Annotated in this window: 29 protein-coding genes; 7 read left to right on the top strand and 22 right to left on the bottom strand. The window is 51.7% G+C overall.

All coding sequences use genetic code 11. The annotated features are described in order from the left end of the window. Positions 1 to 53: 53 nt before the first annotated feature. Positions 54 to 257 (top strand): hypothetical protein, encoded by a 204-nt coding sequence (locus tag IEX60_RS13780; RefSeq protein ID WP_188751592.1) that lies wholly within the window; start codon positions 54 to 56, stop codon positions 255 to 257. A 10-nt stretch (positions 258 to 267) separates the two neighbouring features. Here IEX60_RS13780 and IEX60_RS13775 read toward each other — a convergent pair whose 3' ends face one another. Next, a complete protein-coding gene (locus IEX60_RS13775) occupies positions 268 to 2,805 on the bottom strand; it encodes a tetratricopeptide repeat protein (RefSeq protein ID WP_188751590.1) in 2,538 nt (845 codons plus the stop codon). A 793-nt stretch (positions 2,806 to 3,598) separates the two neighbouring features. Next, positions 3,599 to 3,796 carry a hypothetical protein gene (locus IEX60_RS13770; RefSeq protein ID WP_188751588.1) on the bottom strand — a complete coding sequence of 66 codons (198 nt, stop codon included), beginning with the start codon at positions 3,794 to 3,796 and terminating at the stop codon, positions 3,599 to 3,601. Between the two features lie 37 nt (positions 3,797 to 3,833). Here IEX60_RS13770 and IEX60_RS13765 point away from each other — a divergent pair, with 37 nt between their 5' ends. From IEX60_RS13765 to IEX60_RS13750, 4 genes are all read left to right on the top strand, one after another. Continuing rightward, on the top strand, positions 3,834 to 4,064 hold the full coding sequence (locus IEX60_RS13765; RefSeq protein ID WP_188751586.1) for a hypothetical protein: 231 nt from the start codon (positions 3,834 to 3,836) through the stop codon (positions 4,062 to 4,064). A 78-nt stretch (positions 4,065 to 4,142) separates the two neighbouring features. Continuing rightward, entirely contained in the window at positions 4,143 to 4,307 is a 165-nt protein-coding gene (locus IEX60_RS13760; protein ID WP_188751584.1) for a PIN domain-containing protein, read from the top strand. 803 nt (positions 4,308 to 5,110) lie between these two features. Continuing rightward, positions 5,111 to 5,794, top strand: coding sequence for a hypothetical protein (locus IEX60_RS13755; protein WP_188751582.1), 684 nt, complete (start codon positions 5,111 to 5,113; stop codon positions 5,792 to 5,794). A 118-nt stretch (positions 5,795 to 5,912) separates the two neighbouring features. Next, positions 5,913 to 6,422, top strand: a complete 510-nt coding sequence (locus IEX60_RS13750; protein WP_188751580.1) for a hypothetical protein — start codon at positions 5,913 to 5,915, stop codon at positions 6,420 to 6,422. 168 nt (positions 6,423 to 6,590) lie between these two features. Here IEX60_RS13750 and IEX60_RS13745 read toward each other — a convergent pair whose 3' ends face one another. From IEX60_RS13745 to IEX60_RS13680, 14 genes are all read right to left on the bottom strand, one after another. Then, a complete protein-coding gene (locus tag IEX60_RS13745; RefSeq protein WP_188751578.1) occupies positions 6,591 to 7,661 on the bottom strand; it encodes a DUF932 domain-containing protein in 1,071 nt (356 codons plus the stop codon). A 2-nt stretch (positions 7,662 to 7,663) separates the two neighbouring features. Next, on the bottom strand, positions 7,664 to 7,846 hold the full coding sequence (locus IEX60_RS13740) for a hypothetical protein (protein ID WP_188751576.1): 183 nt from the start codon (positions 7,844 to 7,846) through the stop codon (positions 7,664 to 7,666). Between the two features lie 56 nt (positions 7,847 to 7,902). Next, positions 7,903 to 8,436 (bottom strand): hypothetical protein, encoded by a 534-nt coding sequence (locus tag IEX60_RS13735; RefSeq protein WP_188751574.1) that lies wholly within the window; start codon positions 8,434 to 8,436, stop codon positions 7,903 to 7,905. Between the two features lie 461 nt (positions 8,437 to 8,897). After that, positions 8,898 to 9,920: an AlbA family DNA-binding domain-containing protein gene (locus IEX60_RS13730; protein WP_188751572.1), complete on the bottom strand. Its 1,023-nt coding sequence runs from the start codon at positions 9,918 to 9,920 to the stop codon at positions 8,898 to 8,900. A 137-nt stretch (positions 9,921 to 10,057) separates the two neighbouring features. Then, on the bottom strand, positions 10,058 to 10,237 hold the full coding sequence (locus IEX60_RS13725) for a BF3379 family histone-like protein (protein ID WP_188751570.1): 180 nt from the start codon (positions 10,235 to 10,237) through the stop codon (positions 10,058 to 10,060). A 108-nt stretch (positions 10,238 to 10,345) separates the two neighbouring features. After that, positions 10,346 to 11,611 carry a hypothetical protein gene (locus IEX60_RS13720; protein WP_188751568.1) on the bottom strand — a complete coding sequence of 422 codons (1,266 nt, stop codon included), beginning with the start codon at positions 11,609 to 11,611 and terminating at the stop codon, positions 10,346 to 10,348. Between the two features lie 7 nt (positions 11,612 to 11,618). Then, positions 11,619 to 12,107 carry a DUF4138 domain-containing protein gene (locus tag IEX60_RS13715; protein ID WP_188751566.1) on the bottom strand — a complete coding sequence of 163 codons (489 nt, stop codon included), beginning with the start codon at positions 12,105 to 12,107 and terminating at the stop codon, positions 11,619 to 11,621. A gap of 17 nt (positions 12,108 to 12,124) precedes the next feature. Then, on the bottom strand, positions 12,125 to 13,237 hold the full coding sequence (traM, locus tag IEX60_RS13710; protein ID WP_188751564.1) for a conjugative transposon protein TraM: 1,113 nt from the start codon (positions 13,235 to 13,237) through the stop codon (positions 12,125 to 12,127). A 32-nt stretch (positions 13,238 to 13,269) separates the two neighbouring features. Next, complete coding sequence (locus IEX60_RS13705) at positions 13,270 to 13,497, bottom strand: hypothetical protein (protein WP_188751563.1); 228 nt, start codon at positions 13,495 to 13,497, stop codon at positions 13,270 to 13,272. A 3-nt stretch (positions 13,498 to 13,500) separates the two neighbouring features. Next, on the bottom strand, positions 13,501 to 14,112 hold the full coding sequence (traK, locus tag IEX60_RS13700; protein ID WP_188751561.1) for a conjugative transposon protein TraK: 612 nt from the start codon (positions 14,110 to 14,112) through the stop codon (positions 13,501 to 13,503). A 46-nt stretch (positions 14,113 to 14,158) separates the two neighbouring features. Next, positions 14,159 to 15,433, bottom strand: coding sequence for a conjugative transposon protein TraJ (traJ, locus tag IEX60_RS13695; protein ID WP_188751558.1), 1,275 nt, complete (start codon positions 15,431 to 15,433; stop codon positions 14,159 to 14,161). Continuing rightward, positions 15,420 to 16,061 (bottom strand): TerB family tellurite resistance protein, encoded by a 642-nt coding sequence (locus IEX60_RS13690; protein WP_505808623.1) that lies wholly within the window; start codon positions 16,059 to 16,061, stop codon positions 15,420 to 15,422. The genes traJ and IEX60_RS13690 overlap by 14 nt, the downstream gene beginning before the upstream one ends. Next, on the bottom strand, positions 16,054 to 16,737 hold the full coding sequence (locus IEX60_RS13685) for a hypothetical protein (protein ID WP_229717565.1): 684 nt from the start codon (positions 16,735 to 16,737) through the stop codon (positions 16,054 to 16,056). Before IEX60_RS13685 ends, IEX60_RS13690 begins: the two co-directional genes overlap by 8 nt. Beyond that, entirely contained in the window at positions 16,730 to 17,422 is a 693-nt protein-coding gene (locus IEX60_RS13680) for a conjugal transfer protein TraI (RefSeq protein WP_229717564.1), read from the bottom strand. Before IEX60_RS13680 ends, IEX60_RS13685 begins: the two co-directional genes overlap by 8 nt. 17 nt (positions 17,423 to 17,439) lie before the next feature. Here IEX60_RS13680 and IEX60_RS13675 point away from each other — a divergent pair, with 17 nt between their 5' ends. Next, entirely contained in the window at positions 17,440 to 17,811 is a 372-nt protein-coding gene (locus IEX60_RS13675) for a hypothetical protein (protein ID WP_188751555.1), read from the top strand. Positions 17,812 to 17,837: 26 nt separating this feature from the next. Here the strand turns inward: IEX60_RS13675 and IEX60_RS13670 are convergent, their stop codons facing one another. From IEX60_RS13670 to IEX60_RS13645, 6 genes are all read right to left on the bottom strand, one after another. Further along, complete coding sequence (locus IEX60_RS13670) at positions 17,838 to 20,303, bottom strand: TraG family conjugative transposon ATPase (protein WP_188751553.1); 2,466 nt, start codon at positions 20,301 to 20,303, stop codon at positions 17,838 to 17,840. Next, positions 20,296 to 20,625: a DUF4133 domain-containing protein gene (locus IEX60_RS13665; protein ID WP_188751551.1), complete on the bottom strand. Its 330-nt coding sequence runs from the start codon at positions 20,623 to 20,625 to the stop codon at positions 20,296 to 20,298. Before IEX60_RS13665 ends, IEX60_RS13670 begins: the two co-directional genes overlap by 8 nt. A 41-nt stretch (positions 20,626 to 20,666) precedes the next feature. Beyond that, positions 20,667 to 21,014 (bottom strand): hypothetical protein, encoded by a 348-nt coding sequence (locus tag IEX60_RS13660; protein WP_188751549.1) that lies wholly within the window; start codon positions 21,012 to 21,014, stop codon positions 20,667 to 20,669. Between the two features lie 4 nt (positions 21,015 to 21,018). Then, a complete protein-coding gene (locus tag IEX60_RS13655; RefSeq protein WP_373285053.1) occupies positions 21,019 to 21,414 on the bottom strand; it encodes a DUF4134 domain-containing protein in 396 nt (131 codons plus the stop codon). After that, the gene (locus IEX60_RS13650) at positions 21,405 to 21,914 is read right to left on the bottom strand and encodes a hypothetical protein (protein ID WP_188751547.1); all 510 of its coding nucleotides are present in this window, start codon (positions 21,912 to 21,914) and stop codon (positions 21,405 to 21,407) included. Before IEX60_RS13650 ends, IEX60_RS13655 begins: the two co-directional genes overlap by 10 nt. 126 nt (positions 21,915 to 22,040) lie before the next feature. Next, positions 22,041 to 22,919 carry an RteC domain-containing protein gene (locus IEX60_RS13645; protein ID WP_188751545.1) on the bottom strand — a complete coding sequence of 293 codons (879 nt, stop codon included), beginning with the start codon at positions 22,917 to 22,919 and terminating at the stop codon, positions 22,041 to 22,043. A 331-nt stretch (positions 22,920 to 23,250) separates the two neighbouring features. On the opposite strand from IEX60_RS13645, the gene IEX60_RS13640 reads away from it, so the two are divergent. Further along, positions 23,251 to 23,520: a hypothetical protein gene (locus IEX60_RS13640; RefSeq protein WP_188751544.1), complete on the top strand. Its 270-nt coding sequence runs from the start codon at positions 23,251 to 23,253 to the stop codon at positions 23,518 to 23,520. Positions 23,521 to 23,522: the final 2 nt, after the last annotated feature.

Here is a 23,522-nt window from a genome sequence, read left to right as displayed (position 1 = left end):
CCCGATTCTACATGTCCGGCAAAACGTTCTTCGTATTCAGGAAAATCTTTCGCATGAACACTGAAATCGTACCAGTGAAACGATTCGATCTAGACTTGCTGGACCGCTGGATATTTGCTGGGCCGGAAAAACAAAACCATAAAAAAGAAATAGCTGCTATTCCTGACGCAGGTGCATTTATCATGGGCAGTAATATGTTTGGGCCCAAAGATAGAAGGAATCAATCGGATTGGAAAGGATGGTGGGGCGATAGCTAAAAAATCCCCGTTACTTATTATTCAATTTCTGTAAACGTTCTTTTGCCGAAGGGATAACGTCATCTTTTTCTTCATAATTTTCAATCACGCTTTCCAACGTGCTCTTCGCCTGGAAATCATCACCTTTGCCCGCATAGGCATCCGCAAGCAGGATGAAGCTCCTGGCCACCCAATAGTCATGTGACCCCATGTTGTTGATCACGTCAAAGGCCGATTCCATGGCTTTGTCGTATTCTTTGGCCTCATACTGGAGTTGGCCCACCCGGTAACGCGCCTCCGCACCCACTGCCGTTTGGCTTCTCAGCGCAGCCAGGTTCAATTCCTTTATCGCTGGGGCTACCTCCCCCTGCCGCAACATAGACCGCGCCGTATACAAGTTTGCTTTCGCGATGTCCTCGTCTGAAGATCCATCATACCCCTTGATCAACTTGGCGTACCTGACGACTTGCTCCAAATCGCCGATTTCAAAATAGCAAACCATCAGATTGTTTAACGCGTAGCTGTGATTTTCCCTGTTTTCCGAGGTGATTTCCAGTTTTTTGAGGTGCACGATGGCTTCGTTATATTGCTCCAAGCCAAGGTATAGCTCCGCAGCTGTCATCAGTGTATTTTCCGTATACTGGCTTGTCCAGTCGTTCAGGATAATGTTCAGGTCGTGCAGTGCTTCCTGCGGGTGCCCGGTGCGGTACAAGCTCACCCCACGGATATAACGGGCATGCTTTTCTTGTGCCGGTTTGGGGAACTTGTCGAAATACGCATTGATTGCTTCTACAGCCGGTCCGTACTCCCCCCTGGCAAACAAGGTATTGGCCGCCTGGAAAGCCAGGTTATCCTGCTCTGCGGTACTCAGGTCACTGATGTTGGTGCTGGTCGCGTAGTTAATATAACTCGAAGCATCCCCCTGATCCAGGTAGATGTTTTCAATGGAACGCAGCGCCTGCCCTGCCTCACTGGTTGTAGCATGTTCCTCCACCACCTTCTGGAAAGTGGCCTTCGCCGCTTCGATGTCATCTTTATTGTACTGGACAAGCCCGATGGTCATCAACGCCCGGGGGACATAGCTGCTGCGGGGGTATTGTTCGATCATCCGCTGCAGCCCTTCGATGGCGGTATCGTAATCTCCCGCAGTGAAATACGTATACGGGATCTCAAAGGCCACGTCATCCGCATAGTTCGAACTCGGGAATTGTTCAACAACGGACCGCAGGGTGCTGAGCTTGGTTTCGTTATCGCCCTGCAATCCCTGGATGATGCCACGCTGGAACAACGCATAGTCCTGATTGGGGGCCTTGCTGTTGATCAGTTGGTCATAGAATTGGTTGGCTCGGCCGTAATCGCGCACGGACAGATACGAATCGCCCAAACGTGCGATTACGTCATAACGTACATTTTCGTCCAGCGAACTTCCCTCGTTAGCCAAAAAGCGTTCAAAATAATCCGCAGCCATGCCAAAGTTGTTGTTGCGGAACGCCGCATATGCCAGGCCATAATTCGCGTAATTATATACATCGGTGTTTCGTGCGGCGGGTAACCGGAGGAACCGGGAAAAGTTTTCCACCGCCTCCCTGTACTTGCGCACCTCATACATCGCCTCCGCTTTCCAATACGTGGCCAACGCCGCCATTTCCACATCGATCGGGAATTTTTCCGATCGCATGAACATGGATATGCTGTTTTCGAAAGCGCGCTCGTTATAAAACTCCAATCCGCGGTAATACGTGACCTTTTGATAGGCTATATCAGCTCCCGGCTCCCGGTTGCTGAACGATTCCAGCATATGCACCGAAGCGTGGAAATTGCTCGTGCCCAACAAGATCTCGGCCAATAGTGTTTCCGGATTCTCTGTATAATCCGCATCAGGTGAACGATCCGCATATTTCTGAGCGACGTACGCCCGGGCGACTTCCAGGGCAGCCTCGGCGGAGTCCAATTCATATAATATTTTGGCATAGTTAAACAGCCCATCCGATTTCAATGCCTGATCGAAATCCAGTCTGGATGCTTTGACAAACGCATTCCGTGCACGTTGCTTATCCCCGGTTTTCAGGGCAATATGGCCCAAAGCAATGATCGAGCTCTGATAAAAGGCATCCGAAGCTGCCAACTTCTCCAAAATAGAAGTTGCTCTTTCGTATTCACCTGCTTGGTAGGCCATGAAGCCGATCCGGTAATTATCGATATTGCTGCGTGAAGCGCCCGGATGCCGTTCCAGCAATCTACCATAATAAGCTTGTTTGAATTCGCTTTTTGCAAAATAGGTGGCGGCGGCAATTTGGCGCAGCTCGATCTCAAGCGCTTCTCGGTCGATACGCATATCCGGGCTCCTGCGGATCTTTACGGCATCGGCCAGCATCGGCCGGTAATCACGTACGACATCGATGGAATCCATAAGCGTAGGTTGCCTTTCGTCCTGCTGCCCACTGGGTTGTTGCTTCTCTTCCTGCGGTTCCTCCTCTTCCTGCGCATACCCCATAACCAGCAAGGCTGAAAAGACCCCGGTAAGCAGGTATTTCAGGTAACTACAGCCGATCCTTTCTTTCAATATCATTGTTCCTCCCTATTCCTGAACTTTTCCAAACGTTCCTTCGCCGAGGGAATGATCATGTAATCTTCCCCTAACTAGCTACACCCAAAACTAAAGAATTCCAATCACAATTATGTAAATCGTCAGCAAAAAGTGGCCGCAGCCATCCTTATCTCAACTAAATGAAGCCGGCACTTTATACCTTGTTTTCATTTGGATGGCGGGAGTGGCTGCGGCCCGCAGCCCCGCACTCACGGCCGCAGCCATCCCTAGGGGGGATTTTGAAAGTAATTGGGGATTTTATTGAGAGAAATGGAAAAGATGGACTTGAATAATGTCATTTATTAAATCACGACCGACACCTAGACAACTTGGTTATTTCATGCATAATCAGTTGACATTTTTCACCGAATATCTCCTACCAAAAGCAATTAGAAGAAATGATTTTTTCCCTAAAGGCAAATGGATTTATCAATAAAATCCAAGAAAAGGAGATTCGGGAGCGTTTTGAAGTATAGTTTAAACAACCATTGTTCAGTCTTTTACCAAAAGACTTGAGATTAAAGGGAAATATAATTTTTTCTGGGCATCAGTTGAGGGCCAAAGCCTCGTATCCGAGCCGTGCAAATTCGCTGCAAAGCACCAACACCGCTGCCGAACGCTGCAAGGCCGTGCCGCCCATGATGGATTTGAACTTGTCTTTTCGTCCCGCGGTAGTTTCGGATGTTCTGGAAATAGCCTGTTACACCATTGAACACTCCACAAAACGCACCCCTCGTGCGTTCGTCCTGTTTGGGGGAGCATCCACATTGCGCACTCAAAGGTACTTTCCTACGATGTTGCCGTATCGAGTGGACAACGTATCATCGTTGCCGTCCTGCAAAGTTTGCAAAGTTTCCCTATGGGGAAGCATCGCCACCTGTATCAGTCGTTTTACTGCGGTGTCGTTGATATTATAGGGAATAAACGTCGTCGTGATGTAGCTGTCATGCGAAGTAGTATCGCTATCATCCATCAATTGTATTTTGGAAAATTATCATTATCTTTATCGCATGATGTTACGTGAGATCATAACCCCGAAAAAACGGTCTGTCACCGTGCAACTGCCCGAAGAGATGGTCGGCAAGACGGTGGAAGTGATTGCCTTTGAAATCGAAACGGCGAAAAAGGAACCGAGCAGGGCGCAGCGTCTCCGCCGGATTGAAGCCCTGACCAAATCCTCTCTCGTGGATTTGAGCGGATTCTCCTTTGACCGGGACGAAGCCAATGACTACGATGGCTAAACCTTTTGCAGTGGACACCAACGTGCTGATATACCTGCACGACAACTCCGCACCGGAAAAAGGGCCATTGCCAAAGGATTGCTTGCCGATATCCCAAAAATCCCCTCTCAGGTCATTTCCGAATACATCAACACCTGCCGGAGGCTGCTGAAACTTGATAAGGTGGAACTGTTGGAACAGACGGCCGCATTGCTTGACAGCTGCCCCATCGTCCCCGTGTTGCCCGATAGTTATAAAAATTGAATTGAGCAAAGGGAATAAAATATCATCTCAAAATGCCGCCATGGTTTCATGCTTCCTGTTAAAATTTGCAGAAATTTGTATTTCTATCAAAATCAAGATCGGTTGAAAAAAAGAAAATATTTAAAAGCGTGGACATGGTTCGAATCCTTTCAACATATTTCCATATTCTTGCCTTTTGAATCAAAATAAGCTCAAAAATACTGATATGGTGATTCTTTAATTAAAGGGAATTTTTACAGGAAGCGTTGCTATAGTAATAAAAAAGGGATTAAAATGAAAAATGGCACCATTTGTCTTCCAATGGCACCATTTGTCGTTTTAGTCGGGGTGATGGGAATCTATTAGAACACTTACGCGGAATTTTGAAAGTAATCGGAGATTTTATTGAAAAAAACGGAAACAATTATCGGTTTTGATTTCATTTTGACAATCCAACTATTATTTACCCAAAAGCCCGATTATTCTCGAACCGCTTCCTTAAATATTTGGGGTGAATTGTGACTTTAGGGGCTTTAAAATAGACTTTGGAAATATCTAACTTCGAAAGACATCAAACTGAAGATAAGAGAACTTGTGCCGTGACGTCAAGTAAATGTTGTTGTTTCTTTTGCGAAAAATGTAAGCTAAAGGTCGGCATGAAATTATTTTAGTAAATAGCCGCAGACGTGGAACTCCCATCGATACAGTAATATAGACCCTTAAATATTGATTTTATAAAAACTAAATTCTACATTATTATTACCTTTCTTTGTTCCTCAAAAATATCCAATTCCATTTTCTATTTTTGAGGAATACCGATAGTTATGAATATTGAATACCTAAAAGACTTGCTTTATAAAGCAAAATCGCTGCGACCGGACCAAAAGCATTTGGGAAAAGAGTTAAAAATCAAAACTCAGCAGGCTTTTAACGAACTCCGATTGTACGATGGCAGTTCCTCAGCCAACTTAATATATATGGATTTTGAAAATCGCTTTTTAGATTCTCAAAACACACTCGTGTCATTGCTGGAGGCGAAAATTGAAATATTGGAGAATAGAATTAATCAAAGTAAAGCAAAAGCTATACAATCTGAAAGCAGCGTAGTCGCTTCGTACAAACAAGCTCTTTCTGATAGGGATGAACACATTTCCTTTCTTAACAACCATATCAAAGAAATTAACTCTTCGTTTAACACTTTGAAGGAAGCTAATGACTTACTCATTGAGCAGCGAGATGAACTTCAGCTACAAATAGAAAAAGTAGCAAGAATTTGGAATTTACGCTCGTTGAGTTTTTGGGGAATTATTGTTGCGTTAATTGTTGGCCTTATGTGGGGGATATATCAGCTTGGTAAAGACAATGGCGTTAAAGTCTATGATACTGAAAAAAATCACCTTGAAAGAACGAACCAAAATTTATCAGACTCCATTATCATACTAAACAAGTATATCGATAACTTCAGAAATAACGTCGGAAAATCCATTGTGGTAAAAGAAGAAGAGTAAAAAAGTGGAGCCACGTTTTATTAACATATCGTTAATGTAGTAGATAGTTTGCCCGCTTTATTTTGTGAAAATCAAAAATTCCTTGTATTTGGTTAGCTAACGTAATTTATATAGAAACATGAAAAAACATTACATTGAAACCGCTGATGAAACGCAATTCTCCGCTGAACAGGTAGTCAATCAGTCACCTGTGAAATGGATATTGTCAAATGATGGTCGTCTATTTGAGATTGGGAAAAGTGATTATGGCACATGGCATAAAATTGGCCCTATAATGACTACTTCTGGCATTGGCAGACCCCCATTAGATTTTGACGTTGCTGAAGTCGGAAGACTGATTGATGAACTGCCATTAACATTGAAGATAATAAAGAACAAACTATTAGGTATTGGTATGACTTATTTCTCCAGTACAGAAATAGAAGATGGCACTGATTCTGACCCGTGGATATTACGGATTAACGGTATACTTCAACGCAAGGATTCTACTCCGGCTGTTGAAATCAGCGTTGAGTTCCATCAGTCGGATTTCAATAATTGGTATGAAAACGGTTTTACTAAAAGGAGCGTAACTGAAGAAATTGATAGGAAAGTCCAGCCATATAAAAAAAAGGAAGGATTCGTATAGTTCTTCTTATCTTGTCTTAGCCAACGCTTAAACCGCTCTTAGGCGCCGCAAAAATGCCCCATACGGGTATTTCAAGGCTATTTCAGCCACTTTTTATCGGAAAAATTACCGGGGTGGGTTGTTCGGAAAAAAGGTGCTTACATGGGCTGTAAACACCTTTTTCTGGCATCAGTTGAGGGCTAAAGCCTCGTTTCCGAAGCGGGCAAAATCGCTGCAAAGCTCAAACGCCTTTCCCGAACGCTGCAAGGCTGTGCCTCCCATGATGGATTTGAATTTGGCTTCCTCGTTTCGGTAGTTGCGGACATTCTGAAAGTATCCGGTTACTCCATTGAACGCACCGTAAAGCGTTCCCCTCGTGCTTTCGTCCTGTTGAGTGGGGTCACTCATGGCATATTCAAAGGCACTTTCCACCATGTTATTGTACTGCGTGGAAAGTGCATCATAATTGCCATTCTGCAAGGCTTGCAGGGTTTCCCTGTTGGGTACCATTGCCACCTGTATCAGCCGTTTTACGGCGGGGTCGCTGATGTGCACTTTAGACCAACGGTTAAAGACTTCCTCCAAATCCTCCGCAAGGCGGTGGGTAATCCCCAACAGTTTGTGCGCTTCCCTCAATCGGTCTATGGCATTCACCGTGTGCCGTATCCTCACACATTTGGTGGTGCTGCGCAGGGCTGCATTCAGCGTGTTGTTACACACCACACGGATGGGCGTAAACGCTGCGGTGATGCAGCCGTAGCCATCGTGCGAAGTGGTGAGCAGTAAATACTGCTCAATCAAATCCGCCTTGCCGACACGCAGAAAATCGGGCAGTTTGGCTGTGATGAAAATCTTTTCACCCCTGCCCAATGCTCCGGCCGTTTCATACTTGATGCCGCCTTTGCCGCCTACCAAACTGTCAAAGAAATTGAATGCTTCCGTATTCTGTACGATTTCATAATCCTTGCCGACCACGCCCAGCACCTGATCCGTGTCCGTGCGCAATGTGGCGTAGTAGTCCGGTATATCGATGCGCCATTCCATCACGCAATCATTGTCCTCCGTGTCGGGACCTGTATCGTCCCCATACGTGAACAGGTAGCGTTTTTCCACGGTGTAATCCAATCCCGCAAATTTGATTGCTTCCTCACTTGTCGGATAATCCTCAACGATTTGCCCGAGGCCGTGCCAGGCTTTTTCCCTGACGCTGAAAAAGCTGTGCTTGCCCGTCCGTTCATTATAATTGATGTTATCTGCCATGACTAATTTCTTTTAGGGTTTCTTACCCTTGTCAACAATATTTCCGTATCCAGTACCTTTACATGGGGGGTGTCGTCCAAATGCAATGCGCTTTCCGTCTCCACTTCATGCACGGTATCGGATATGTTGGTGTGTGCGGTCTGTACCATCACACGTACCATCAAATGGATGATTTCGTATTTCATCGTTCCATAAAAAAGGATACCCCTCACCGTAACGGCAAAGGGTATCCGGTAAACAACTAAACGGGGATGACGATACCCGCCTCGATTTCGGTCAACCTGTTCGTACACATATCCCTGACGAATGTTGCCACCGCTTGGATGATGACGGGGTTTTTGGTGGCAAACTCGTTACGGTTGTCGTCCACAATCGCAAGTTTGCAACCTTGGTAGTAATTGCCGTCCGTCTCGTCCGCTTCCTCCACCTGCTCGATTTCAAAGGCTTCCAGATTCTCAATGGTCTCGATAAGCCTGTCACGCTGCCGCTTCCTGCGGTGCAGTTCCTCCACCAGTTTAAGGGTGCTTTCAAGGTTAAGCGCAAACTTTTCCGCTTCGGGCTTGGCCGCCTGTGGCTGCGGTGCTGCGGTTTCCGCTGTGCTTGGGACAACAACCGCACCCAAAGACTTCGCCTCCGTCTTGGGGGCTTCGGGTTTTGCGGCCTCCGGTTTGGTGCTAGTGGCCGCCGTGCCTTTGGCATCCGCTGCGTTTACCGACTTGTTGTTTACTCCGTTCTTTGTTTCCGTGGCCTTTCCGGCCTTTTCTGCTGTTTTCATGATAATTCAATTTTTGTTAAAAACCTGTTTAATCGTTGTGTCTTATTCCCCCAAAAAGGGGAGCAAGACGGGGGGGCTTTGTTCTTTTCCATCAACCAAAATTTTTAAAGAGCGAACCGAAAAAACCGCCTCGGCAGGAGCCTCGCCGGCTTTTGATAAACAGCCCCTTTTAATACACACCCCTCAAAAGCAAGGCTTTTGGCAAAAAAATACCTCGTGAGCGAAGCGAACAGGGAAGATTTTTTTGCCAAAACAAGCGGAACGCAGTGGAGCCGCCTTGCTGTGAGGGGTGTGTTTAAGAAATTTGTTTAGCAAAGGCCGATGAGGCTGGATTCTTAGATTACGGGATGTTACTGAAACGAATAGGTAGGGTTGAAAAAATAAAAAGCGGCGTTAACTGGGTTTAGATGCTTCCCTGTGGTGGTTTAGTACGATAATTTGGATGTTAATTATTAATAGCTTTATGATGAGTGCCAAGATACGGGCTCCATGTATATTTTTTCGATGATTGCACCATCTTGGAAATCATCACTTCTGATGATGATTTCTGCCTGGATACTGGCGGGTTTTTCAGCAAGGATGATAAGTTGTCTGGAAAACACATCGTTTTCTGTTTTTTCCTGTGGGAGACTGATAGCTGTTTTTTCCATTCTTGACGGGTGCCTCTCGATAATGATGAAATCATCATGTTCGTTGCAGGAAACAAAAAGATTGAGGTGAATTGGGGGCATAGTTCCTGCTATTCTAAATGGGTCGTGCTGTTTCCTCTCCTGCTCCATTTCATAAATTTTATCCTTTAAATCCGGTTCTGAAATAAGGCTAAATTCACTGGACTTATATACTTTCATTTCGACATCCAACCCAATGGATTTTTTTGATTTATTTTCGATGGCAATATCAAGGCACCATAGTCCTTCCATGTCTATTTCATTACTGCGGTACTGAACAATGTAAGGGATAATTGATATATCGTTTTTCCTATCTGGATGGAGGTATTTTGATTCATAAATCCGCTCAAAATCGGACCTTACCATTTTTCTAGTGGCACTTCCTGTTCGGATGTATCCATCACCCTCCTTATATAGCGTTTTGCCATCAAGACTTTTTACTTCCTTTTTAAAAAGATAAGGTCTATCTGTATTTCCGTAAATACGGAAATAACTAATATTTTTCCCGTCATAGGCTGCTTGTTTATATTCAAATTGTATTTCGGGTTCTATGTTGTCATTTAGATACTGTTGGTAAATCGCCTGATCGTGGAGTGACTCTATGCCATTCTGTTGCTCAATTTTTCCGTTTTTCTTTTTTATACCTATAACGATATACTTATCTTCATTGGAGGGTAGATTAGCCATTGCAGAGATATCCTTTAGAACCTCTGATTTTTTAAACGCCTTTTTGTCAATTGCATACTGTTCCAGTTTGAAGTCTATTTTGGCCCCTTCATCTTCATAATCAATTATGTTTTGTATTTCTTCGGACATATCAAAAGATGTTTATGTGCTAATATAAGTATTCAAAACGAAATGTGGGATAGTCCATTTTACGTGGTTAACTTGTAATGAACCAAAAAAATACCCACCAAGCGAAACTTGATGGGCAAAAGTGAAAGGGTATAAAATTACTTCCCCTTGTTCTTGAGGGAGGTCACTTCGTTGCGGATGTCCTGCGCGAGGGTTTTCACTTCCTGCAATGCCTTGCGCAGGCGTGTGCCTGCCGCGCCGTTGGCCTTGTCATAGAATTTTGCCGCATCTTCCTCGGCCGATGCGATGAGTTCCTTTAGCTGTGTGAATTTACTCATGTCTGATGATTTTATGTTATGAAATTTGGTTAATTGGCAGTGATTGCTGCAATGCAAATAAACGAAGAAAAACGGGAGTTTCCTCCCGTCTGAATGGTTTTTTGGCGTTTACAGCCGCATCCCCTGTTTCTGCGACATATCCCATTCCTTTCTCAACGGTACGGGGTTCTTGAGTTCCTGCGTACTGTTACGGTCGAAAAATTCCCGTTTCAGCGGTTCACCCTTCGTGTTGAGGATGTTGATGTTCTTGTAACGCGGCGAGGATTCTATCGTGACATCGTACCGCTTCCCGTTTTTTTCCATCACCACGGGGACACGGTTACCCCCCTTGAGCAGCCCTATCAGCCTGTTTTTCGATTCCTGGTTGTCCAGCCCCTTTACGTCGTATTGCATGAGCGTCTTTTCAATGTCGAAGCCGTATTCGGGGTCGCGGAATTGCTGGTAGCGGTAGCCCGTTCCGGTGGAAAGGGGATTCTCCCGGTCGATGGCCACGTAGGCTTTGTAGGGTTCACCGTTCGCGGTGAGCAGGTTGTCCTTGTACACACTCCGGCCCTGGATGAGGTTCAGGGCCTCCGGCAGGCTGAAGCCCTGCCCCTCGTTGATGTAGAACGCCTGTGTGAGCGGCTTGCCGTGGTAGGTCTCGCGGAAATCCTTCGCGCTGTAGATGAGCTTGTCGTCATCCTTGCGTACCAGCACGGTGCTTTCGTTAGGTCTCGGGCCGGTGCCCGCGACCAATTCCCTTTCCCCCGTTTTCCCGTTGAGGTATTCGATGGCCTGTGCCGGGCTGGTGAAGTCCCGGTGCAGCTTTTTCCCGCTTTCGGGGTCCTTGGATACGACGAAGTACCGATGGCCTTCCGGCAGGGGATTCGCCTTGGTCAATGTCAGGTCAAACTTGCTGATGTAGTAGTTGCCGGATTGGTTCGACTGCCTCACGGGGATATTGAGGTCGATTGCGCCCGCCTTGCCCCTGTATTCGCCGATGTACTGGTCGGCGATGTCGAAAGCGGGGATTTCCTTGGTCATTTTTTCCTCCAGTTCCGTGATGTGGGTGGGGTCGAATTTAAGTTCGGTGAGGTACCTTTTCAGGTCCTCCAGATTGTTGAGATTCATGGTGTCCTCCTTTTGATTGTGACTGATGATTTCTTCGAGTTTCCTTTTCGCGTTCCCGATGGTGTCCACATCGAGGAAAAGGGGGTTGGCAAACCCCGCATTGGCGAAGGCATGGGCATCGCGTTGGCGTTTGAAACAGGTAAAATCGTACCTGCTGCCGATTCCGGATTCAAAGTCGTAAACGACCCACTCCATGCCCTTTTCCTGCTGCTGTTGCAGGTAGCCCAATAATTCCGGTGCCTTTTCCGGTGCTGAAAGTTGCATGGCCTTTTCAATTCAGGGGTTTCGCGTTCTCGATGTGGCGGTTTTTCACCTTCAGGTACAGGTGCCTGCCGCCGCCCCGTTCGTAGATCTCGATGGTGAGCAGCTTGTTGTCCGCAAGGGTGAACTTGTCCAGTGCGATCACGACGGTCTTGCCGCACCTACCCTCGACCACGGGCCGTTCCAGCCCGTCGATGTCAAGGGGCAGTACCTCTTTTTCCTGTGTTACCGTCCGTCTGGCTACTTTCCGATCGCGGATGTAGCACCGGATGAAGTCGATGTCGAAGCGGATGTGGGAGCCGTTGAGCAGCCCGATCCGGAAATGGAGCACGTCGCCGTGGATGTGGATGCCGTGCAGCACCGCACGCATTTTGCTGTTGCGGTCGTCGGTGACTTTTCCGTGAACGGGCAGTTTGGCTACCCGTTCCGTTTGCGTGTGCTGTGCGTTGCACGTTATCCAAAACAGGCAGCATAATAGGATGATGGTCGTTGTTTTCATATTTGTGGTTTTTATGTTCATCGTTGGTTATCGTCCCTCAAGAGCAGGTCATAGCCCGCTTTCGTGTTGACCTTGGCCTGCCGTACCCTGCGGCTGAACAGCCCCTTGGCCGCGTTCACCCCCACGGTGGCGGCCTGTGCCGCAAGGGATGGGTCGAGCGACATCAGTTGCATGGACTGGATGGCATCGTTGCTCCCGCGCCCCACGGCATCGCGTGTCAGGGAACCGGATGCTTTCAGTCCCTCGATGCCGTCCATGTCATAGGCAGTGAGCGATACGGGGAGTATGGAATTTCCGTGGCGGACGGTGCGGACGGATATGGTGAGCCTCTCGCCGCCGATGGCGCAGATGCCGTAGGCGAAGCTGTTGGCGGGTATCAGCCGTCCGTTGATGTACACGCTGTCGAGCAGCCTCAACTGGATGGACGAGCCGTTTATCACTTCCCCGTCACGGTGGATGGCCGCGCGGATGGCGTTGTCCGGCAGGCTGTCACCCGCAAGGGTGACCGGATAGACGCTTTCCCTGTTCGTCAATGATTGCTCCCGCAATTTTTCCTGCACCCGTCCGGGGTGCTGGATGTCCAGTATCGTTTCGAGCATCGCGTTGAGCTGCCCCATTTCGGGGTCGTCCGCAGGTTCGCTTGCATTCAGCCGCTCCATCATCCGTTCCAGCCGCTCGATGTCGGCACGGGTGTCGGGCATGGGTTCGGCCTGTACGGGCATCCGGTAGGTACCGCCCCCGCCATATACGGGTTCGGCTTCCTCGGGGCGGCTGAGTTCCTGCTCCAAAAGGGCCAGCTTTTCGGTGATGCGCTGCTCCTGCGGGTCGGGCTGCATGAAGCCGTCCCCGGTGCCGGTGAAATCCCTGCCCGTCTCCGATCTGGCCCGTTGCAGGGAGTCGCGCCTTGCCTGTTCGTAGTAGTCCAGCTTGTTGGCCGGACGTTCCTTTTTGAAGCTGGCCTCCGGCAGCCCGGTGTTGATGCCCGTGGTTTCGGGCAGGGTTGACTGCGTTCCCTGGCCGCCGCCGAGGGCGTAAAAGGCCAGTGCCGCGAACGGCAGCACCAGCAAGGGCAATGCAAGCAGGAACTTCCGTTTCTGCCGCATCTGTGGGGTGATTTTGTTTGTTTCCATTTTATTGAGATATGAGATTTGAGACGTGAGACTTACCGTATGTTGGACAGTATGAGGTAGCCGAAGCAACCGCCCAATAGGAGGATAAGCACCGTGAAAAACAGGATTTGCTGCCTGCGCGTAGTCTTTGCCGCCACGCGGTTGAGCCTGTTTGCCAAGCGGCCCTGCGTGGTGGTGATGCGCCCGGCGATGTTCTGCGCCAACCGTTCCCGTTGTTGCCGGCTGTCCGCCTTTTGCTGTCTTTTCGCTTGCGTTCCCATGCCTTACCGTGTTTGGATGTCCCTGTTTTCGATGGTTTCCCACCGCTGGATAAGGAAGCCGTGGGGGTTGTTGTCCGTGCGGGCCACGTCGCGCAGCGTTCCGGTCGTCACCAATGTGCGGGTGAGCGTGCCGCTGGAACGGACGAGCTTTTGGGTAGCATGGCACCGGAAGGCGTAGGGTTCCCGGCGCATGTCAAGCCGGATGCTGTCCACCGTGATGCGCTGGCTGATGTTGCCGGAAATGAGGCCCGCGTAGTAGCCGCTCTCACGTAGGTTGTCGTACTGCCGTTTGGCACTGTTGTCGGCGAGGTACAGTGCCTGCCCGATGGCGGCGGTGATGGCCTTTTCGTCGGGGTCGAGTGTGAAAAACAGCCTGTGGAAGTCGGAGATGTGCCGCCTTGCCTCCACTTCGAGGTTATCCTTGCGGGCGGCAACTTCCGCACGAATGGGCCTGCCATCCACGATGACCCAAACGCTGGAAAGTATCCGTTGCGTGGCTTCGTAACTCTTGTAAATGGCGAAGCCGCATAGGAGCATGGTCGCCACATGGGCAACGATGCTGAATTTCTTGATGTGCCTGAAAGCGGTGTCGATATTTCTTAATTGCCTGAACATTTTTTAGTATTGAGTAGTGCGTATTGAGTATTGAGAAAAAGTTTTGTTAGTCGCCGGATAGTTTGTCGCGTTGGTGGCTGCTACCGGATTTGAAGTAGTCGCTGCCGCCCGCGCCCGTGAAGCTGTTCCTTACGTTGCGTGCCATGTCGCCGAAGCTGTCCCTGGTCATGTCGTTGCCATCGGTCACCCGTTGGGCGGCATTGTCTGCCGAATTGATGACCAGCGAGTTGACGCGCTGCATGAGGGCATTGGCACCGCCCGCATTGACAATGTAGTTGGCCACGCTGGGCACGGCGAAGTAACCCAGTATCCCGATGATGAGGTAGACGAGGTAGGCGGTGTCCGTGGTGCTGAAGAATGTGTCGCCCTCCTGTCCGATCTGCTGGATGTCGATTTTGAGCATGTTCTCCTGTATCCTGCCGATGATGCTGCCGAAGATGTTGGCCACGGGCAGCCACAGGTACACGTTGATGTACCGCGCCAACCATACGGTGAGCGTGTGCTGCAACCCATCAAACACGGACAGCCCCAGCACGAGCGGCCCCAGTATGGCTAGCACGATGAGGAAGAACGTGCGGATGGCGTTGATGCACAATGCCGCCGCCGCGAACAGCACCTGCAACACTTCGCTCATCCATTGCTTGATGGAATTGCGGAAATTGTACGATTGCTTGTCCATCCAGAACTTGATGTCGTTGCCGATGCCTGCCCAGAACCCCTCGTTCTCGCGTTTCGGGTCGTCCGGGTAGGTGTACTTGTACCATTCGTCGCTGTCACCCGATCCGCTTTCCCCCACGTACATCTGCCAGTAACGGGAGTTTTTCACGGCTTCCTCTTTCTGTCTGAGCAGGGTGGCGATGGCTTTGTCCGATTCGGTGACCATGCCGCCCGTCGCCGACGTGATGGGCTTGAGAACCCCGTTCATCACGCCGATGACCAGCGGAAAGAACAGGATGGCAAGGCCGATGCCGAACGGGCGCAGCAACGGATAGAAGTCGATGGGCTCGGCGGCGGCCATCTGCCGCCATACACGGCTGGCGATGTACCAGAGGGCCGCAAAGCCCGCGATGCCACGGCCCACCCCAATCAGGCGGCCGCAAAGGGACAGCATGTCGGCGTGGACTTTTTCCAGCTCGGCCTGCAAGCCACCGATTTCGCCCGCCAACCCTTGGGCGCAGGCAGGGACGGGGGCAAGGGCCAACACGGCCAGCACGGCAAGGGCGCAGGACGGGGCGGCGGCACGGACGGAAAACAGGGGCGCAGGGGTACGGACGGCCCGCAGGCAGGGGCGGGCGGGGCTGTTGTGCTTAATTGGTTCCATGGATTTCTTGCAGTGTCTGTGTTTCCCTTTTTTCCCTTTCGCGCCAGAGGTTGAGCAGGCTGCCCTCGCGGTTGAAGTGCCGCAGGAATTGCAGCTTGTCCTGCACGTCGTCGCATATCCGGTCGATGGCCCGCAGCCGCTCGTCATCGCCCATCCGCAGTTGGGATGACGTGATGACCATCAGCAGTTCGTCGAGGTTGTCCACGCTCTGGTCGAAAAGCTGCCTGTACACCCGGCTTAGGTACCCGATTTCATCCTCGGTGAAATTGCCCGATGCCCGGAAGCGGTCGAATGCCGCCCTGTACTCGGTCACGATGTCCTTCTGGTAGCGGATGATGTCGGCCACGCGGTGGTATTTCCTGATTTCAGGGTTGACCAGCATCAGCCCGTCGAGGAATACCTCGTGCAGCCTGAAATTGCCCTGCGAAATGTTCCTGATGGCGTTGTAGCCGCCGCTGATGATCTGGTAGCCCCGCTTCATGTCCGAAAGGATACCCTTTAGCTGGCTGAGTTTTTCGACGTTCAGGAGCAACTGCACCACTTCGTCCGTCTGCGCATGGCCTTTGGCCGGAGCAAGGATGGAAAGAACAAGGAATAAAGATGGTATGGCGACAATCCTTTTAATCATTTTCATGGCTGAACCAATTTTTGAGGTCTTCGATCTGTTCTGTTTCTCGTTTCTGCATGAGGGCCAGGAGCCGCACGTCACCCGTGAAATGCTGCGTGAACGCGGCCTTGTCACGCATGGAGGCGTGTACCTTTTCCAGCCGCCGGATGCGCTCCTCGTCATCCATTTCCACCTTGCCGGACAGCACGATGTCCACCAACTCGCTGAGGTCTTTGCCGCAATCTTCCAGCACTTTGTCTTTCACGCTCCGGACGTATTCCGCGTGGTTGCCACTATTCATGCCGCCGAATGCCGTGATGATGGCGATTTGCAGGGCGATGGTCTCGGCCACTTTCACATCGTCGCGGATGGCCGGGCTGACGGCCGATAGCGATGCGAAGAATGCGGTATGCAGCCCAAATTCCCCATCCCTGAAGCCACGTATCAGGCCAAGGCCGGACGAAGCGATGTCATAGCCCTTTTTCAGGTAGCCGCCGTATAGTTGAAGTGCGATGATCTGCTCGGCGAGGTACTGTTTCTGTGTCTTCTTCTGCCGGAACCACTCCGAAAAGGTCTGTGCGTGGCTGGTTGTTAGAGCAAGGATGGAAAGAACAAGGAATAAGGACAGGTATAGTCCCTTGCCTTTGGCAATCCTTGTCCCTTTGTCCAACAATCCTTTATCCATTTTCTTATTCATCGATTCCATAGATTTCCTTCAATGTTGCCACCTCGTCCACGGATTTGGCTCGCTGGATGCTGAGTAGGCTGTTCTGGCGGTTGAACTGCCGCAGGTGGGTGTAATTCTCTTCCATTTTCCTGCTGGCCTCTGTGATGATTTCGAGCCGTGCGGCATCGGACATCTGCGTCTTGAAACTGTTGACCACCAAGAGTACCTGGTCGAGGTTCTTCACGCTGGCCTCCAGTATGCCTGTGTAGACCTGCCCCATGTGGAGCAATTCATCGGGGGTAAAATGTTTGTCCTTCTGGAACAGCTTCCACGCCCACTTGTATTCGTCCACGATGGCCACCTGCCGTTCGGTCAGGTCCTTGATGCGCTTGTAGTAGCTGATGGCCGCTTTCACTTTCCAGAGTTCCTCGTAGTACTCCCCATACAGGTTGCGTTGCTTTTCCGTCCAGTCGGCGATTTCGTTCAGCTTCAGCTTGGACAACTGGTTTTCCAATGTCTTCTGTGCGTTTTGCAACCAGATGGTCTGGTTCTGCAAGCGCTGCATCTTGAGGTCGATGGCCTTGATCACTTTCTTGATGCCCGCCTTGATGACCTCGGCGATGGCCAGTTGCGCCGTGGCCCCGCGTGGCAATGACACGAACAGTGTCACTGCACTGATGGGTAGGATGAGCATGTATGTCTTGAGCGTTCTCATTATCCTTTTTATCATGGTTGGTCCGTCGTTATTTTCCTGTATTCCCGTTTTTCCACCGTGAGCGTGCCGGATTCCGGCTGGACGGTGATGTTCCGGCGCTTGCGGGTCTCGCGCAGCGCCCCGGTCTCCGGATTGAGCACCGCCGTCCACTCCTCGCGCTGGTGTACCGGATCGCCATGCGTTCCGTCCTCTGCGATGCGCCGGAACGTGGAGCGGCGAAGTATCCGGTAGGTATGCTCCCGTGTGCCGTCGGGGGAGACTTCCAGCGTGTCGTCCGAAATGCTGTATTCCCCCTCCGCATGGTTCACGTAGGTGCCCGTGATGGACGATGGGGTGTCCTTTCCGGTGGGGCCGCAGCCCATTACCGTGACGCCCAATGCGATGATTAAAAGTTGTGTTCTCATTGCTGTATCATTTAATGGTTATTGTTTCGCAGGTCATTGGCCAACGCCATTATTCCCTTCCGGATGCTGCCGTATTTGGCGGCATATTCCTGCACCTTCACCTTTTCGCTTTCCTCGGTGGAATAGCACAGGTATTCCTCCAGGCTCACTTCCGTGCGGTAGACTTTCGAGAGTTGCCCGCCCAGTGAGATGAAGACCTCTTTGTACTTCCGCTTGGGGTCGTTGGCCCGGTTCATGGACAGGATCTGCGCCTTTTCTTTGTCGGTGAGGCCCATCAGTTGCTGGATGTCGTCGAACTTGTTCTGGTACTTGGATTGGTCGAGCAGTATCTTGCAGTCGCTGTTGTTGATGATGGCCTGTTTGACCACTGGGGACGAGATGATGTCCTCGACCTCTTGGGTCACGACAATCGCCTCCCCGTAGAATTTTCTCACGGTTTTGAACAGGTACTTGATGTACTCGGCCATGCCCTCTTTCGCAATTGCTTTCCAGCACTCCTCGATCAGGATGGCCTTGCGGATGCCCTTGAGCTTGCGCATCTTGGAGATGAACACGTCCATGATGATGAGCGTCACGGCGGGGAACAGGATGGGGTGGTCCTTGATCGCGTCCAACTCGAACACGATGAAGCGCTGGTGCAGCAGGTCGAGGTTCTCGGTGGCATTCAACAGGTAGTCGAACTCGCCGCCCTTGTAGTAGGGATTGAGCACGTAGAGGAAATTGGAAACGTCGAAGTCCTTTTCCTTGACCTTGCCGTCCTCCAGCACCTTTAAATAGACTTCCATCAGGTAGTCGTAGAAGGTGTTGAAGCAGGGGAAAATATCCCTGTTCGCTTCGAGGTACGCATAGTACCCCGTGAGCGCATTGGACAGGGCCACGTACTCCGAACGGGTGAAGCGTTCGTCCTCCTTTTTCCAGAGGGCGAGCAATAAAGTCTTGATGCTCTCTTTCTTTTCCGTGTCCAGCACGTCGCCATCGGTAAGGTAGAACGGGTTGAACTTTATGGGATTTGCCTCCGAATAGGTGAAGTAGTAGCCGTCCACGAGGTCGCAGAGCCCCCTGTAGCTGTGGCCCACGTCGAGCAAGACCACGTGGGCACCCTGCTCGTAATAAGACCTGACCATGTGGTTGGTGAAGAATGACTTGCCACTGCCACTTGGCCCCAAAATGAACTTGTTGCGGTTGGTGGTCAAGCCCATCTTTATCGGCTCGTCGGAGATGTCCACGTGCATGGGCCGCCCGTTCAGGCGGTCGCCCAGCCGGATACCGAACGGGGACAGGGACGAACGGTAGCCCGTTTCGAGGTTGAGGAAACAGGTGGCCTGTTCGAGGAACGTATCGAAGGTGTCGTTCATCGGGAAATCGGCCTCGTTGCCGGGTATCCCCGCGAACCAGACCTGCGGTGAGCCGTCCGTCTCCTGCTTGGCCACCGCATCGAGCTGCGCCATCGCGGACGATACCCTATTCTTCACCTCGTTCCTTTGGGCGGGGTCGTCCGTCCATGCCAGCACGTTGAAGTGCGCCCTGACGGGCATCCGCTGTTCGGAGATGGCTTCGTTCAGGAAATCGTTGGTGGCATCCCGTGCGATGGCGTTCTCCCGCGAATAGGCCGAAAGCGATTGCAGGCGCAGGCGCTTGGCTTCCATCTTTTTCAGGGTTTTCCTTGCGTCTTCGATGAAGATGTACTGGTTGAATATGTGGTTGCAGTCCAATAGCTGACCTAACGGGGATGCGAACCCCACGGAAAACTTGGTGCGGTCGGTCGAATACCTGTCGTAGTTGATGCGTGGGCCGCACAGGGCGGGAACGTCCTCCGCATCGGAAAGCGTGAAAAGCTGGCAATGGCGGTCGCCGATGCGCAGGCCGTCCTTCAGGTGGATGTCCCGGATCATGGAATGCTGCCCGTCATCGAGCAGGAAGCAATACCGCTCAATGATGCCCGGATGGTTGGCCGTGCCCGCAAGCGCATCGTTGTCCAGCCGCCTGAGCGTCACGAAGCCGCTGTCTTTGAGGATGCGTTCCAGTTGCCCGGCGCTGTCCAAAAAGTCATTGAACAGTTTCTCCCTCACGCCTTGCTCCGGCACGATGGACTTGCGCAGGATGTTCGACGTGGCCGAGGTGGACACCTTGCGGTCGTCCGGTTTCCTGGTCAGGAAGACGTAGCATCGGTGGTCGAGGTAGGGCCGTTCGTTGAAGAAGCGTTCGCTGGCCCTTGACAGGAAGGCATCGCCCGCTTTATCAAAGTCGGCTTTATGACCCGTTTCGGCGAACCAGTCCTGCTTGTGGAAAATGCTGTGCGGGGGCAATACCCGGATGGCCTTGACGAGTGCCTGGTGGTAGGCTTCGTAATCCCGCTGGCCGAGGGTGAAGATTTCCGGCAGCGTGGCTTCGTAGCCCACGGTGATGTCGCCCTGCACGGATAGCATGGCCGCATTTTCGACCCTGTAAACGGGGAATATTTTTTCGATGTCAACCATTGCGTTTGTGTTTGAGGGTGGTGAACACCCGCCTTGACCTGAACCGGAGATAGCGTGGCATACCCTGCCGGGCGAAATACTTCATCAGCCCGTGCTGGCCGAAGCGGTGGCTGAGGCTGGTGACCCCGATGAACAGCGCCGTGCCGAGGGTGCCGACCACGGGTAGGCAGACGTACAGGCTGGTGCCGATGAGATACAGCCCCGCGAAGAGCAGCAGTAGGCCGACCAGCCCCCCGGCCAGGTAGCCGATGTATTGCCCTTTTAGCCCACGGAACTCGATGGGTTTGTTGATGCCTTTATTGATGTTGTAGACCGTTGCCATTTTCTTTTTTAGATATGAGATGTGAGATATGAGACTTCCTGTTACCTGCTTATCCGTTTGTTTGCCGTGGTTCCGTCGGGCTGCGTGTGCTGTTTGAGTCCGCTGCCTATCCGCTCCAGCACCCTTGCCCGGATGTCCGGGTCGAGCTTGTAGGGGTGCGGGATTTTGACCACAGTGACGGATTCCATGCCGACGGCATCGTCGAGGGCGCCCTGGTAGGCGTTCTTCGTTTCGCGGTCGTAGACCAACTCGTAGTGGTTGCCCTTGAACAGCATCTCGTCGAACGGGATGCGGTTGCCGGGGTTGAGCACTTCACGGAACTCGCCGTGCTCCATGTCCACATGGAATGGCGTGCCGTCAATTTCGTATATGGGTAGCTGCCTTTCCATTGTCCTATGAAATACCGAAGAACGATTTGAGCACGGTGGCCACCACCACGAGGAAGATGCAGGAGCCGAACCATGCGGCGGCGACCTTGCCCGTATCCGGCTCGCCCGCGTTCCACTTGTTGAAGACCTTGACCGCCCCCACGAGGCCGACCACCGCACCGATTGCGTACATCAGGTCGGTGCCCGTGTCGAAGTAACCCCTTACCTTGTCGGTGGCCTCGCGGATTCCCGCTTCACCGTCACCGGAGTCCTGCGCGATGGCCGTGGCGATGTGGATGGCGGTGAGCAGTGCGATGGCTGATAATTTCTTCAGGAACATGGTGCGTTCCGTAAACCGTGATGGTGATGGTTTCATTTCCGTTCTTTTCCGTGCGTTGCCGCGATTGTCCTTTAATCCCATAGTTTCCCCTTTTCTTCTTCGGTGAGTGCAAACGGCAGGTAGTCTTCGAGGTAGCTGGTGAGTGCGGCCAGTTGGCCGCTTTCCCGGATGGTGGGGTATGTCTGCTTGATGTGGCCGAACAATGCATGGAACTCCTCTTTTGTGCCGTTCTCCTGCCGGAGCAGCATCACCATGTTCTTCAGTTCGTGCATCACGTCGGACACCACGCCCAGCCGCCGTGTCCTCGCCGCCCCGTCCGGCTCCCGTGCGGGGGCGAATGAAAGTTCGTCCGGGCCGACGCTTTCCACGCCTTCCGGTTCCGCTGGCCTGCCCATCGGGCTGTCGTCTCCATCGTCCGTTACCGGTGGGGATGGTTCCGTATCCGGCCGCTGTGGTCGGCTGCCCGAAAGCAGCCCTTGTATTTCCGTGCGGAAATACAGGAACAGGACCGCCGCGTACCATGCGGCGGAGAGGATGGCCGCTGTCGTAAGGAACTGTTGCCAGGTGAATTGCTGTAACATATCTTTCTGCTTTTGGCCCCGGCACCCCATTGTGCCGGGGATTACGGAAGCAAAGGTGGGCAGGGGGCAAAAAAATCGTTGACAATCCGCATGGGGAGCCGGAACGATTTTCCTGAAAAGCGGCCCTTACGGCATGGTACGCGGGGATTTCGTGAGGGGCTTGTATGCGTTCCCGTCGTCTATCCTCCGGTGGACGGCCTCGCGCATCTCGTCGAGGAAGCGGGTCTTGCTCACCGTCTTGCGCTGCTTGATCTCGCTGAACCTCCGGTAGTAGCGGTGCAGGCTCACCCCGAAACTCTCTTCCAGCCATCCGATGATGTCGCCGATGTCCGCACCGCCCTCGTTGATCTGTTTGGTCTCGTAGATGCCATAGGCTATTTCTATCAGGTTGCAGGTATCGCCCGTCCATTTCATTTCCCTGCCCTTGCGCGTCATGCGCGGAAAGACGTCGCCCGTTTCATGGCCATGCATCGATTCCAGTATATGGGTGTGCAACCGTTCGTAGGCCATGAATTTGGCAAACAGATAGCCCATCTTGGTCCCGGTGCGCCCGTCCACGTCCGGCACTTCCGGTATGAGGATGTCGGGTATCTCCGCGTTGGGGATGAAGTAGAGGTGGTCGAGTTCAGTCGCGCCCAGTTTGTAGTATTGGTAATGGAATGGCTGCATGGCCATGAAACGGGCGGTGAATACAAGCTCCCTCTTCCAGTAATCTTTCAGTCTGTTACGGTCGCCGATGGGCTGGTTGGCTTCCATCGCATACCATTCCATGTGCTGGACGTGCCAGCTTAGCACGGAAGGCCACACCGTTTTGTACAGGTATATCTCTTCGTCTGCGGTGGCGGGCGGGCGTTTCTCCACTTTTTCCCTGAGTTCCGTTTTCGCCCTGCGAATGGTGCGCAGGGCGAGCCTGAGCCGTTCGAGTGTATCGCTCACCCCGTCCAGGGCCGATTCCAGCCTTTCGGCCAGTTCCCGGCCGGGATTCCCATAGATTACATTATCCATTTGACCTCCTTTATTTGGTTTACATGCCACGGAAAACCGCCAAAGGAAAGGGTCGCGGGGATACGCGTCAAGTAGATGTACCGTACATATACCCCGGGATGGGAAATACGGAAATCATGGAATACAGCGGGATTTTGCTTATCTTTGTGATGTAAAAATATTGCATAGCGGCAGCTATTTGACTTGTCACTGAAACCCGCGAAGTTTTGAATGAACACAAGGAAAAATAGGCTGGTCGCCCGCGTTATAGCGTGGGCGCAGCTTATCTTGTGTTCGGGTTCTTCGCGGGACCTCAGGGGCAGGTAAGTTTGTGTCCCACGCTATATCGTTGATGTACCCACCGTGCCGGGACAGCGGTGACAAACTTCAGGCGATGCATCCGTTCAATACCCCGGCAATCCTCCGCCAACCCATCGATACCCTTGGCATGAGTCGTGAATTTACCGTCACGATGGAAATCCTCGGATTCGTGACACTCGGCGACCTTGCCAGTCGCCGTAGCAGGGATCTGTTGGCCCTGCCGGGATTCACGCGGGAACTGCTCTATGAATACGTCGATTTCATGGAAGTCAACGGGATGGGAAAACTCATCGACCCCTGAAC

It is taken from the genome of Parapedobacter defluvii (assembly GCF_014642075.1).
Taxonomy (GTDB): Bacteria; Bacteroidota; Bacteroidia; order Sphingobacteriales; family Sphingobacteriaceae; genus Parapedobacter; species Parapedobacter defluvii.
Note: the sequence above shows the minus strand (reverse complement) of the source record. Positions and strands in the feature narration are given on the sequence as shown.

Coding starts and splice junctions, on each gene's coding strand:
- IEX60_RS13780 (WP_188751592.1), top strand. CDS start 54: ATGAACACTGAAATCGTACCAGTGAAACGATTCGATCTAGACTTGCTG.
- IEX60_RS13775 (WP_188751590.1), bottom strand. CDS start 2,805: ATGATATTGAAAGAAAGGATCGGCTGTAGTTACCTGAAATACCTGCTT.
- IEX60_RS13770 (WP_188751588.1), bottom strand. CDS start 3,796: ATGGATGATAGCGATACTACTTCGCATGACAGCTACATCACGACGACG.
- IEX60_RS13765 (WP_188751586.1), top strand. CDS start 3,834: ATGATGTTACGTGAGATCATAACCCCGAAAAAACGGTCTGTCACCGTG.
- IEX60_RS13755 (WP_188751582.1), top strand. CDS start 5,111: ATGAATATTGAATACCTAAAAGACTTGCTTTATAAAGCAAAATCGCTG.
- IEX60_RS13750 (WP_188751580.1), top strand. CDS start 5,913: ATGAAAAAACATTACATTGAAACCGCTGATGAAACGCAATTCTCCGCT.
- IEX60_RS13745 (WP_188751578.1), bottom strand. CDS start 7,661: ATGGCAGATAACATCAATTATAATGAACGGACGGGCAAGCACAGCTTT.
- IEX60_RS13740 (WP_188751576.1), bottom strand. CDS start 7,846: ATGAAATACGAAATCATCCATTTGATGGTACGTGTGATGGTACAGACC.
- IEX60_RS13735 (WP_188751574.1), bottom strand. CDS start 8,436: ATGAAAACAGCAGAAAAGGCCGGAAAGGCCACGGAAACAAAGAACGGA.
- IEX60_RS13730 (WP_188751572.1), bottom strand. CDS start 9,920: ATGTCCGAAGAAATACAAAACATAATTGATTATGAAGATGAAGGGGCC.
- IEX60_RS13725 (WP_188751570.1), bottom strand. CDS start 10,237: ATGAGTAAATTCACACAGCTAAAGGAACTCATCGCATCGGCCGAGGAA.
- IEX60_RS13720 (WP_188751568.1), bottom strand. CDS start 11,611: ATGCAACTTTCAGCACCGGAAAAGGCACCGGAATTATTGGGCTACCTG.
- IEX60_RS13715 (WP_188751566.1), bottom strand. CDS start 12,107: ATGAAAACAACGACCATCATCCTATTATGCTGCCTGTTTTGGATAACG.
- traM (WP_188751564.1), bottom strand. CDS start 13,237: ATGGAAACAAACAAAATCACCCCACAGATGCGGCAGAAACGGAAGTTC.
- IEX60_RS13705 (WP_188751563.1), bottom strand. CDS start 13,497: ATGGGAACGCAAGCGAAAAGACAGCAAAAGGCGGACAGCCGGCAACAA.
- traK (WP_188751561.1), bottom strand. CDS start 14,112: ATGTTCAGGCAATTAAGAAATATCGACACCGCTTTCAGGCACATCAAG.
- traJ (WP_188751558.1), bottom strand. CDS start 15,433: ATGGAACCAATTAAGCACAACAGCCCCGCCCGCCCCTGCCTGCGGGCC.
- IEX60_RS13690 (WP_505808623.1), bottom strand. CDS start 16,061: ATGATTAAAAGGATTGTCGCCATACCATCTTTATTCCTTGTTCTTTCC.
- IEX60_RS13685 (WP_229717565.1), bottom strand. CDS start 16,737: ATGAATAAGAAAATGGATAAAGGATTGTTGGACAAAGGGACAAGGATT.
- IEX60_RS13680 (WP_229717564.1), bottom strand. CDS start 17,422: ATGAGAACGCTCAAGACATACATGCTCATCCTACCCATCAGTGCAGTG.
- IEX60_RS13670 (WP_188751553.1), bottom strand. CDS start 20,303: ATGGTTGACATCGAAAAAATATTCCCCGTTTACAGGGTCGAAAATGCG.
- IEX60_RS13665 (WP_188751551.1), bottom strand. CDS start 20,625: ATGGCAACGGTCTACAACATCAATAAAGGCATCAACAAACCCATCGAG.
- IEX60_RS13660 (WP_188751549.1), bottom strand. CDS start 21,014: ATGGAAAGGCAGCTACCCATATACGAAATTGACGGCACGCCATTCCAT.
- IEX60_RS13655 (WP_373285053.1), bottom strand. CDS start 21,414: ATGGGATTAAAGGACAATCGCGGCAACGCACGGAAAAGAACGGAAATG.
- IEX60_RS13650 (WP_188751547.1), bottom strand. CDS start 21,914: ATGTTACAGCAATTCACCTGGCAACAGTTCCTTACGACAGCGGCCATC.
- IEX60_RS13645 (WP_188751545.1), bottom strand. CDS start 22,919: ATGGATAATGTAATCTATGGGAATCCCGGCCGGGAACTGGCCGAAAGG.
- IEX60_RS13640 (WP_188751544.1), top strand. CDS start 23,251: ATGTACCCACCGTGCCGGGACAGCGGTGACAAACTTCAGGCGATGCAT.